Source organism: Bartonella sp. AP36NXGY (assembly GCF_042195865.1).
GTDB lineage: Bacteria > Pseudomonadota > Alphaproteobacteria > Rhizobiales > Rhizobiaceae > Bartonella.
On sequence record NZ_JBHIPD010000013.1, the window covers coordinates 56,283 to 67,270 of the forward strand.

9 protein-coding genes and 1 pseudogene are annotated in these 10,988 nt (G+C 38.3%); 4 read left to right on the forward strand and 6 right to left on the reverse strand.

Features of this window, described 5'->3' with window-relative positions:
- The first annotated feature begins 409 nt into the window (after positions 1-409).
- The 4 genes from sdhC to ACFINX_RS06775 are packed head-to-tail and all read left to right on the forward strand — an operon-like array spanning position 410 to position 3,861.
- The gene (sdhC, locus tag ACFINX_RS06760; RefSeq protein WP_375606014.1) at positions 410-811 is read left to right on the forward strand and encodes a succinate dehydrogenase, cytochrome b556 subunit; all 402 of its coding nucleotides are present in this window, start codon (positions 410-412) and stop codon (positions 809-811) included.
- Positions 812-829: 18 nt separating this feature from the next.
- Complete coding sequence (gene sdhD / locus ACFINX_RS06765) at positions 830-1,216, forward strand: succinate dehydrogenase, hydrophobic membrane anchor protein (RefSeq protein ID WP_375628616.1); 387 nt, start codon at positions 830-832, stop codon at positions 1,214-1,216.
- A gap of 6 nt (positions 1,217-1,222) precedes the next feature.
- Complete coding sequence (gene sdhA, locus ACFINX_RS06770; protein WP_375668536.1) at positions 1,223-3,067, forward strand: succinate dehydrogenase flavoprotein subunit; 1,845 nt, start codon at positions 1,223-1,225, stop codon at positions 3,065-3,067.
- 14 nt (positions 3,068-3,081) lie between these two features.
- Positions 3,082-3,861 (forward strand): succinate dehydrogenase iron-sulfur subunit, encoded by a 780-nt coding sequence (locus ACFINX_RS06775; RefSeq protein WP_005774220.1) that lies wholly within the window; start codon positions 3,082-3,084, stop codon positions 3,859-3,861.
- Positions 3,862-5,753: 1,892 nt separating this feature from the next.
- Here the strand turns inward: ACFINX_RS06775 and ACFINX_RS06780 are convergent.
- From ACFINX_RS06780 to ACFINX_RS06805, 6 genes and pseudogenes are all read right to left on the reverse strand, one after another.
- The gene (locus tag ACFINX_RS06780; protein ID WP_375668537.1) at positions 5,754-6,029 is read right to left on the reverse strand and encodes a hypothetical protein; all 276 of its coding nucleotides are present in this window, start codon (positions 6,027-6,029) and stop codon (positions 5,754-5,756) included.
- A gap of 1,160 nt (positions 6,030-7,189) precedes the next feature.
- Positions 7,190-8,251 carry a P-type DNA transfer ATPase VirB11 gene (gene virB11, locus ACFINX_RS06785; RefSeq protein WP_375612249.1) on the reverse strand — a complete coding sequence of 354 codons (1,062 nt, stop codon included), beginning with the start codon at positions 8,249-8,251 and terminating at the stop codon, positions 7,190-7,192.
- The gene (gene virB10, locus ACFINX_RS06790) at positions 8,226-9,383 is read right to left on the reverse strand and encodes a type IV secretion system protein VirB10 (protein ID WP_375606219.1); all 1,158 of its coding nucleotides are present in this window, start codon (positions 9,381-9,383) and stop codon (positions 8,226-8,228) included. Before virB10 ends, virB11 begins: the two co-directional genes overlap by 26 nt.
- Complete coding sequence (virB9, locus tag ACFINX_RS06795; protein ID WP_375612710.1) at positions 9,383-10,189, reverse strand: P-type conjugative transfer protein VirB9; 807 nt, start codon at positions 10,187-10,189, stop codon at positions 9,383-9,385. The genes virB10 and virB9 overlap by 1 nt, the downstream gene beginning before the upstream one ends.
- Before the next feature lie 13 nt (positions 10,190-10,202).
- Positions 10,203-10,904 (reverse strand): virB8 family protein, encoded by a 702-nt coding sequence (locus ACFINX_RS06800; RefSeq protein ID WP_375653398.1) that lies wholly within the window; start codon positions 10,902-10,904, stop codon positions 10,203-10,205.
- Positions 10,901-10,988: pseudogene (locus tag ACFINX_RS06805) on the reverse strand (TrwH protein); the annotation flags it as partial. The gene ACFINX_RS06800 and the pseudogene ACFINX_RS06805, both read right to left, overlap by 4 nt.

Here is a 10,988-nt window from a genome sequence, read left to right on the forward strand (position 1 = left end):
TTGGAGTGGACATAAAAATGTTCAATCTATCAATTTTTCCTCTTTTTATTCTTAATTATGGGTGCAGTTTAAGAGACTATTGCGTATATCGTGAATACTCAAAAGGATAAGTTTAATCTGAAAAAATGTCTGTTTATATTTGGAAAAGATTTTAGACCTTTGACGTGAAGATAAAAGTGTATTAGATTAAGGCGAGTTTTGCGGATCATATCCAGGGAGTAATCGGTTTTTTTATGCGTGACCTTTAATCCGTTATTTGAGACAACCGACCTGTAATATCGGTATCTTGAGATGCCAAACAAGTAAAAACGAGAGAGTATGTTTAGTCGTTTTGCGCGAACTTTCTCGTTCATTGCGGTTGCAAAAACTAGGTCAGGATATTTTATGATAAACCAGGTCAGGATATTTTATGATAGAGACAACTAGGATAAAAGAGCGCCCTCGTTCCCCTCATATAAGTATTTATCGTTGGACAATTACTATGGCCATGTCCATTGCACACCGCATTACGGGTATGGCACTTTATGTTGGAACGGTTTTTCTTGCTGTTTGGTTAATTGCTATTGCGTGTGGCGAGGAGACATTTAGAACAGTTTACGAAATTTATAGTTCTTGGTTTGGATTGTGTATTTTGTTTCTTTATACTTTGGCAGGGGTTCATCACATGGTTGGTGGTGTTCGCCACATTGTTTGGGATCTGAAGCCTTGCCTTTTGGCAAAAGAAAAGGCAACAGTCACTGCTTGGGCGACAGTGTTTATTTCTCTTATTGTTACTTTTGCGATTTGGATTATTGGATATACCGTTGTTTAGCTGGGGGTGAAAAGAGACATGAAAAAAGATTTTCGAACGGAACTTGGAAAAGTACGGGGGCGTGGCAGTGCTCATGAAGGAACAGAGCATTTTTGGCTAGAACGTTTGACGGGGTTTATCAATCTACCACTTTTGATATTTTTTATTGTTCTTATTCTTTCGCTTGTGGGAAAGGATTATAGTATTGTGCGTGCAAGACTTGCACATCCTATTGTTGCTGTTTTGATGGGATTGATGACTTTTTCGGTCCTTTATCATATGAAACTTGGTATGCAGGTAGTGATTGAAGATTATATTCCACGTGAAGGTTTTCGGATATTCTTTTTGACGTTAAATATTTTATTTTGTTTTCTCATAGGTGGTATCATTATTTTTTCTCTTTTGAAAATTGCATTAGGGGGTTAAACAAGTATGGCGGGTACAGGATCATCTCTGGGTGCTAAAGCAGGTAACGCCCCTTATCGCACTGTGGATCATAAATTTGATGTTGTTGTTGTTGGGGCAGGTGGTGCAGGATTACGTGCGACACTGGGTATGGCAGAACAAGGATTAAAGACAGCTTGTATTACGAAGGTTTTTCCAACGCGCTCACATACGGTTGCAGCACAAGGGGGAATTGCTGCATCGCTTTCAAATATGGGACCTGACAATTGGCAGTGGCATTTATATGATACCGTGAAAGGTTCTGATTGGTTGGGCGATACCGATGCAATGGAATATTTGGTGCGTAATGCTCCTGCTGCTGTGTATGAATTAGAACATTATGGCGTTCCTTTTTCGCGAACGCAAGAAGGCAAAATTTATCAGCGTCCTTTTGGTGGACATACGACACAATTTGGTGAAGGTCCGCCTGTTCAGCGTACTTGCGCAGCAGCTGACCGTACAGGCCATGCCATTTTGCATACGCTTTATGGACAAAGCTTAAAGCATAATGCGCAATTTTTTATTGAATATTTTGCACTCGATCTCATCATGACGGATGGGGTTTGTACGGGGGTTGTGGCATGGAATCTCGATGATGGTACAATACATCGTTTTTCTGCCAAAATAGTTGTTCTTGCAACCGGTGGTTATGGACGCGCTTATTTTTCTGCGACATCGGCGCATACCTGTACGGGTGATGGTGGTGGAATGATCGCACGTGCTGGATTGCCACTTCAGGATATGGAGTTTGTGCAATTCCATCCGACAGGGATTTACGGTTCTGGCTGCTTAATTACAGAAGGAGCTCGTGGTGAAGGAGGCTATTTAATCAATTCTGAAGGTGAACGCTTTATGGAGCGTTATGCACCTTCCTTTAAGGATTTGGCTTCACGTGACTTGGTTTCGCGTTGTATCACACTTGAAATTCGTGAAGGGCGTGGCGTTGGACCTAAGAAGGATCATATTCATTTGGTTCTCAATCATATTGATCCTGCAATCTTGCATGAGCGTTTACCAGGGATTTCAGAATCAGCACGGATATTTGCAGGGGTGGATGTAACAAAAGAGCCTATCCCCATCTTGCCAACGGTTCATTATAATATGGGTGGGATTCCTACCAATTACTACGGGGAAGTTCTCAATCCAACGGCTGATTCGCCTGATCGTATTCAACCAGGGCTGATGGCGGTAGGAGAAGCAGGATGTGCTTCTGTTCATGGAGCTAACCGCTTGGGGTCAAATTCATTAATTGATCTTGTGGTGTTTGGTCGTGCTGCTGCCATTCGCGCGGGTGAAGTTATTGATCGGAATGCAGAAATTCCACCCATCAATGAAGAAGCTGTTGACGAAATTATAGCGCGTTTTGATCGTTTACGTTTTGCACAAGGGGCAATACCAACAGCTGTATTGCGTGAAAAAATGCAACGCACGATGCAAGAAGACGCAGCAGTCTTCCGTACAGAAGATTCTTTGAAACAGGGATGTCAACGGATGAATAAAATCTGGGGGGAATTGTCGGATCTCAAAGTCACAGATCGTTCTCTGATATGGAATTCTGATTTGGTTGAAACATTAGAGCTTGAAAATCTTATGGCGAATGCAATCATGACTGTTCATTCTGCCGAAGCACGTTCAGAAAGCCGTGGCGCTCACGCTCGTGAAGATTATCCAGAGCGTGATGATAAAAACTGGCGTAAACATACGATTTCACATTTGTCAAAAGAGGGTAAGGTGACATTATCATATCGACCTGTCCATGTGGACCCGTTAACATCTGAAGCTGATGGTGGGATCGATTTAAAGCGCATTGCACCTAAAAAACGGGTTTATTAAGGGGAGAATGAAATATGGTACAAATTAAGCTTCCCAAAAATTCTCAAGTAAAACCGGGAAAGGTTTGGCCTAAACCTGAAGGTGCTACAAAGCTGACGGAATTTCACGTGTATCGTTGGTCGCCTGATGATGAGGAAAATCCTCATTTAGATACTTATTATGTGGATCGTTCTGCTTGTGGTCCTATGATTCTTGATGGGCTTTTGTTTATTAAAAACCATATTGATCCAACTTTGACACTTCGTCGATCATGCCGTGAAGGCATCTGTGGTTCATGTGCGATGAATATTGATGGAACCAATACATTAGCTTGTACCAAAGGGATGGATGATGTAAAACATCCCATTAAGGTCTATCCGTTGCCTTCCATGCCGGTTGTTAAAGATTTGGTTCCTGATTTAAAGCGTTTTTATGCACAACACCGAGTCATTGAGCCTTGGTTGCAAACAGTTTCTCCTGAACCTGCAAAAGAATGGTTACAAAGTCACTCCGATCGCCAAAAAATCGATGGCCTTTATGAATGTATTTTGTGTGCGTGTTGTCAGACTTCATGTCCAAGTTATTGGTGGAACGGTGATCGTTATTTGGGGCCCGCTGTTTTGCTTCAAGCTTATCGCTGGATTGCGGATTCACGTGATGAGATGTGTGGTGAACGTCTTGATAATTTAGAAGATCCTTTCCGCCTTTATCGTTGCCATACGATTATGAATTGTGCGCAAACTTGTCCAAAGGGATTAAATCCAGCGAAAGCAATTGCTGAAATTAAAAAACTCATGGTTGAACGCCGCCTCTGAAAATTTACTGATTGATCAAAATAAAGCGCAAGGTGGAAAATTGTATCTCCTTTTAGCAATTAAATCTCTAAAAGAAGATTGGCTGCTTATGGGAGCGCAGTAGCTATAATCATTCTAAAAGTGAAGTAATCCCTAAAAAATTAAGCAATCCTTGTAGAAGCAATCCTTGCAATGGCTGAGCAGAAAACTCATAGTTGAATATTATCTTTGAAATTTGACCGATTAACGAACAGTAAAAAGAAAAATAGAAAATTGTGCGTGTTTTTGTGCCTCTTTGAGGCTTAATCTCTAAAAATTTATTGGCTTCTATGAGGCGGTTAGCATAGTTATTATTGCCTTTAAAAGGCATTAGTCTTTCGAGTAAACTATACTTTAAATAGCGTTCTATGTAAAAACAATAAAATCAATATGCCATGTGTTTTTATTTTTATTAAATTCGCATCATAATTTATAATTTGATGCAGATTCAAGTAATCATTTTTTATAAAAAATGATTACTCTGTATAAATATAGCACAAAAAATAAATGCTGATACAAATATTATAACGCATGTAAATTATCTAAATGAAATACAAAGGAGTGATCATTATGACAATTCGTCATTTTACGACACATTTATTGTAATATCGAAAACATTGCTAATATTCAAGGATTAGGAATTTTTGATAATATCATTATATATTTAAAGGTCATATTTTTTATTTTAAAGATTGGATTGTTAATCGCATTAAAAAACAAAATTTATAGTTCTCAAAAAATGGAGAACGTAAAATCCCTCTCTATTGTAGAGATAGATTATATAGTTAAGGGGGTAGTAATTTAAAAATATTGTAACGTCATAGATTTAAATTCACTAAAGAGCAAATAAGACGTTTTTAAAAAATATCAAATTTATAGTTTTTTCTAAAAATTTAGAAAAGGCTAGTGAGAATTCTAAGAACACGTGTTGCGAATGTGGTACAAGGGATGTTTATAGGTTCGTTTGAGTTGAATGAATTCAATCATCAAAGAAAACATGTTGTATTTTTATGAGTTTCGTGGGTTTTTATTTTATATGTTTTTATCTATAAAAAATAGATATTTCTAGATTTAGGTCTTATTTATTATGTTAGGGGATTTCATTTTTTCTTGTATATATGCTGAAGAAAGTTATTTAAGCAGTAAAAGTGTTTTTTATTTTATTTTTTAGCATAAAAGATATTTCTTAACATGAAAGAGAGGTGTCCAAGTATTAACGGTATAATCAGCCATTGTTTTGGTATTTATTCTGTTGTGCTGTAAAACACTATCTTATTTAGGATGTGGTAATTAGAGTGGTTAGAAGGTGAAATCTGCTAGGTGAGGGGGCGGATTGTTTGCAGATCAGTGGCGTGTTAAGAGGCTTCGTCCTTTGAGGTGTGATAGGTGGAGTCTGTTAGCCAATTACGTAAACTAGAGCGAAATCTACGTGGACAGGTTTTTAGTCTAATCTCTCTTAATATATTGTGATAGGAAATTCACATTAATAAGGACTACGACCGGTTACAGAAAACAGAAATCATTGCGAAAAAACAAGCGTGCTTATTTTAAAATTTTTAATATTTGTGATCATAATGGCATGTGAAATCTCCTGTAGTATCACGCAGACCGTTCGTATTCTCGAGCCAAGAATTGTTCATATATCCTCTTCAATCTGATCTTCACGAATTGATGCAAGAGATGGGTACGAACACCTGTAAGAATAAGCAGATGCAAAGCCAGTTGTATCATTATTGTTGCTTTGCAGAGTGTTTGATAAAAATCTGGAACATTTCTCCAATTCATTGCCGGTTTATTAATGACTTTATGGCGTTGTTTTTCTAAAAGAGCTTTTGCTGTTGCAGCTTTTACTTATCAAATGGGAGTTAAGAGTATTATGTATCTCTGTTGACGTAATCTTTGAAAGTTGCTATACAGCCGCCTAATTTGAGGAGAATATGAAGCTGTAAAGGTGCAAACCAGTTTCCATTTTTAGCATCATTTTTTAATTCTGCTTTACGACTTTCAAAAGCATCTAGAGTAATGTCTTTTAAATAATAGAGATTACGCATTGCTTCACGCTTTTGTTTCTCTCGTTCTTTAATAAGATCAAAACCCTTATGTAAAACAGAACGCCCCGAACCAAATACACTTTGCTTGTCAATTTGCACGCTTGTTTTTAAGAAACCTTTCTTTAAGGTGCCTAAGCTTATTTCACTACAGAGTTCGTGGATGGTATAATGGTAAAGCCCCGATGAATAATATAAAATTTATAGAGCATCTCCATTTTTACACTTCATAAAAGAACAAGTTGGGCGCCATTAGACACTTTGCAAACTCCCAATGTTGTGACAATTTTTGGCATTTTGGATGGTTTATAAAAGGCATTTTTAGTGCTTTTTTGTACAGTTTCATTCTATACGGCTTTATTTACTTATAATGTGCAAGAGACATGGTTTTGGTTAATAAACAGCTTTGAAATGAGAGAATCCTACGGTACTAAGATCTTTTATCCAACACGCAAAATAATGAACACTCTTTATAAGACAATGTGATGCATCTTAAGAAGAGTGATTGTAGATCTGTTCTTTTAGGAATTTTTGCTTTTTGTGGTGCAGAGAAGAGAGCAGGAATATTCAGAGTAGAGCTTACCTTATGGAATCTATGGATATCATCTTTAGGAGAGGGACATAAGCCACGTGATATGGTTAGCAAAGCTTTCTTAAGAGAAATTTGGTTGTTTACGAACAACTGGAGGTTAAGAATCTTTCTTCGTCCGAAGAAGACGTCGTATATACTACTATACTTTTTATTACCAAATAGAACGTGGTTTATGGATGCTAAATCGAAATGATAATTTATTTCGTATGAGGTTTTCCGTATTTGGAGATTGTTTGGTTAAAAAACATATTTATTAATCACTTGAAAATAGCGCTTAGAATTTTTAAACGGTAAGTTTTGGTCTTGATGACGATAATTATTTGTGATGATCGAAAGTACCTATTTTACGAAGCTTTCATTGATAGGCGAATCAAAATTTATTCTTTTCTTTTGTTTAAATATTTATTTTGCAGCTATTTTTTCTTTTTTGCATCAAAGATACTTTTTCAAAAGGTAAATGGAAAGAATGATCAAAGGCAAGAGAATAAAGAGAACCTTATGTATAATTTGGTTTTCTCGTAGAGTTGTTGTCTATTAACTTTTTTCCTCATGAAGAGTGTAGAAAATCCATCGGAGAAGCAAAGAGAATAGGAAAAGTTAAATAAATAGCCGTAACAATTAGTTACGGCTATTTTTGTTTGCTTCATATTACCGAGAGAGGAAGCTCCCCTTAAGCGATTTTTGATTTAGCAAAAATCGGGTCGTAAAAGACTTCAGAGAGTTTTCTATCTTTAAAGAACAACACTACGTCAACTGTTGTATAGAGAACGATTTTTATCATTTCTAACTCGAGTTGCCGGCCAATTTCTGATCTTTTAATCAAGGTGGCACATCGCTCAAATGTCTGCAAAGCGCTGTTAGCATGCGTTGTTGTAATCGATCCGGGATGACCAGTGTTGAGCGAATTGAGATATTCCCATGCTTCATTGCCTCGCAATTCAGCGAGAAAAATTCTGTCAGGCGACTGACGCATACACGCATCTAGGCATTCTTCAGCTGAAACACGGCCTACATTGTTACCATAAATCATATGTACATGATTGGGATGATTGGGTAGAAAAAGCTCATGAACATCTTCAATTGTGATAATACGCTCCTCTACAGGGACCTTTTCAATTAAAGAGCGAGCAAATGTTGTTTTACCAGATCCTGTTTTGCCTGCAATAATAATGTTGCGTTTGTGAAGGACGCATTCTTCCAAAAATTCAAGAATTTTTCCCTCACGTTTACTTTGTAAGAGTTGAACTTCAAATGGTTCCAACCGTGTGAAGTCCTGCCTCGATAACAAGTTATTGGCTTCTTTTGCTGAAGGCTTATTAAAACTTACATCAGAAAAATCGTCAAATGCCCCTTCTTCTTTGAGTTCTTCTAACGTTTTAACTATGAGAGAATGTTTACGAATTACAAAGGAAAGAGCACCATCAACAACAGCTGGTGTTTGTATAATTGTACCACGTTGTCCACCAGGCAAGAGCACATAATTAATACTTCTGGGAGCCATACCGTTATAAACGATAATAGCTGTAATAAGCGTTTGCAAAAAAGTGGTTGTTAACTCTGGTACGCTGTGTAGTTGCCAACCCTTAAAGCTTTTCGTCCATACTTCACAGGGGCGGCAAATCGATAATTCAGTGATCGTGGGATCTTCTAAAAAACAATCAAGCGGTTGCAGAAGCTGAAAAACTGCTTGATCTTTTTGTATCGGGTTAACGTGTGACGAGACTGTAGACATCGCTGAAATCCAGATCACGAGCAACAAAAATATTTACTCGTTCGCCTTGGTTTTTGTAAAGTGTTGGTGTGATATTGATGGAATTTTGAAGAACATCGATTGCTATAGATTCAGCATTCTGAGCTCCTTTATTTTGTGAGTTATCTTTATTTTCTTTGCTGCTTTTACCAACTTTTCCTCTTACCCATTCTCCTAAATCACCGATAATGCTTACCATAATTGCACTACCAAATCGTTCCCAAAAATGTCTGTCAACCCAGCCACCAATACCCGCTTCACCCAGAGGACCTGTGCCTGGTGAGTCAAGATTGACAACAACACCAGAAGGCGTTTCAATGCGTAACCATTGCACAAACACGCGCGTTTGTCCTTGTTGTATGCCACTTTGGTAAAAACCAACAACTTTAGAACCACGGTCAAGCAAAACAACACGTCCACTCGTGGAATAAATATCGCGTGTTAAATGACACGTCGTCATTCCGGGTTGTGATGTAATGATTTTTGTTTCTAACGTACAATCTATTTGCGTTCCTTGTGTAATCAAAAAGTCACGGTTACGAAGTTGCATCGCATGTGATTGACCTAAACGCACGGGCTGAAGGTTATCAAATAATACGCCATTACCTCTATCATTATTCGATGCTTTATTATTTGTATCTGTAGATCCTTCGCTACCACCGTTGTTAAGGCTAGAACTGAGCATACGTTTGCGTGCTAATTCTTCAGAATCTTGGAGCATATGTGGAGGAATGGCTGTTTGAAGAAGTTTACTCAATGCCGGTGGAATATCCAAGTTTGAATCTTCTGTTTGTGTTGATTTTTCTGCTTCTTCTACAATCTTTGGCTCTTCTATAATCCGAGGGACATAGTTTGGTATAATTTGCTGTACTATTTGTTGTGGTTTTTCTTCCTCAACCTCCACGGTATTACGCATTTTAAAAGCTTTCCAAGTCAAGGCAATCGGTATCGCTACTATGACAATAAGTCCTACCATTAACAATGCACGGGTACCTGGAATTGTTGGACGACGTTCAGAACCTAGTTCGGACCCTCCATAGGTACCTTCAATATGTTTTTGTTCGACGTTGTCCAGTTTTGTACCTTTTCCCTCTCCTTCCTTATTGTCAAACATCATTTTCCTCCTTTATTGATACGATAAACCACCGAAGATACTGTCCCTGTTGTGTTTGGTATGCCATTGGGGTCATAGGCTTCATTAAAAACAGCTAGAGCGCGTTTACCAAGCCGTATAAGCCATTTAGGATTGACCTTATGAACGGCGATAATATCATTAGAACTGCCGATAACGGTGCGTGGTATTAAGCTTTCATTGCCTTCAGCATCTACGACATAAATCGATGGCATATCCATGTTAGCGGGAAATTTGAAGTAAGTAATACGCCCATTGTCCCAAGCATTTATCGGAGCAATATCTTGGTGACCACTCATGGTATAACTGAGATTATAGCCGTTGACGCTTTGGTGAAAACCACGTTCAATCGCAAGGCGTCGATTGTTTTCTTCTGACTTTTCATCGTTTGAATCGGGATAATGGAAAGCCAATTCATATGTTGATCCCGCACGGTCATTCCGAAATTGTAGTCGGAATTTATAACTCCGTTTGTCGGTTACAACGATGAGATTGGTATTGGCAAGTTCTGCTTTTGGTTTAATAAAAATATGCCGCCCTTTATGAGCAAAGGCATAGGCTTCAGAATCGCCAAAGGCATGAGTTATGTACTGTTCACCTTCTTCAAGAATAATATGTGTTGCCACACCAAGAACTGTCTCAATTTGAACCACATCGGCTTCGTTATATGTTATATAGCGAATGCGGTGATCATACTGTGAATTTGATGGACTTTTGAGCGCCTGAACAGGTACCGTATAAAGAGAAGAAAACGAAGACAATAGAACAACAAACGCAAGTTTTTTCATAACAATCAATTCCTTAATCATTCAACAGTATTTCTGGGTCAGAACGGTAACTTGTTACTTGAAAACCAAGGGGGTTAAGCAATCGATCAGATGATTTCATGGGTGCACCAACATAGGTGTAACCAATTGTTGCAATTTGGTGCTGTTTTGGTCCAGTAGCAGCACCGTTGCTGTCAAGTTGCTGAGTCGTAAAACGTACAGTTGCTTGACCGAGTCCATTAGGCTGGATTGATCGTACTTTAACTGTGATACGTGCATTGTTGGAAAGCACTTTGTCCCGTGCATTTTCTCCATCATAGATTTTATAATATTCTTGTTGAACAGATGCCGCACTTAAAAGTGCTGTTGTGTCATAGTTCAGTTGAATAGTATCGTAGTCGTAAGTTTCGCGGTTAAGCACATATTGGTTTAGCCAATATCTATCTACAACTTCACCATAGCTTTCTTCGTGTTCACGCATGATTGAGATAACATCAACTGCACCCGTCGTATTATCAACGCGCAATACTAAGGGAGTTGGAGCTGGTTGAGAAAATCCAACAACTCCACATATCATACCGAATAAGCCAAAAAGACCCACAGTACTCGCGACACGCCATGCCGTTCTGCGCGACCTTATAAATTCATTGATAAGATCACGTTCTAAGCCACGGCTTTCTTCATAATAACTTCTAAGTTGTTCGGCTTTCACTGGTTTTGCTTGTTTTGTTTTCATCTGTCTCCTCGCTTGATTTCGGCAGGGATTGTTTTATTAATAGGCACACGGTTCCTATCATTAGGCTGTTTTAGCTTTGGTGCT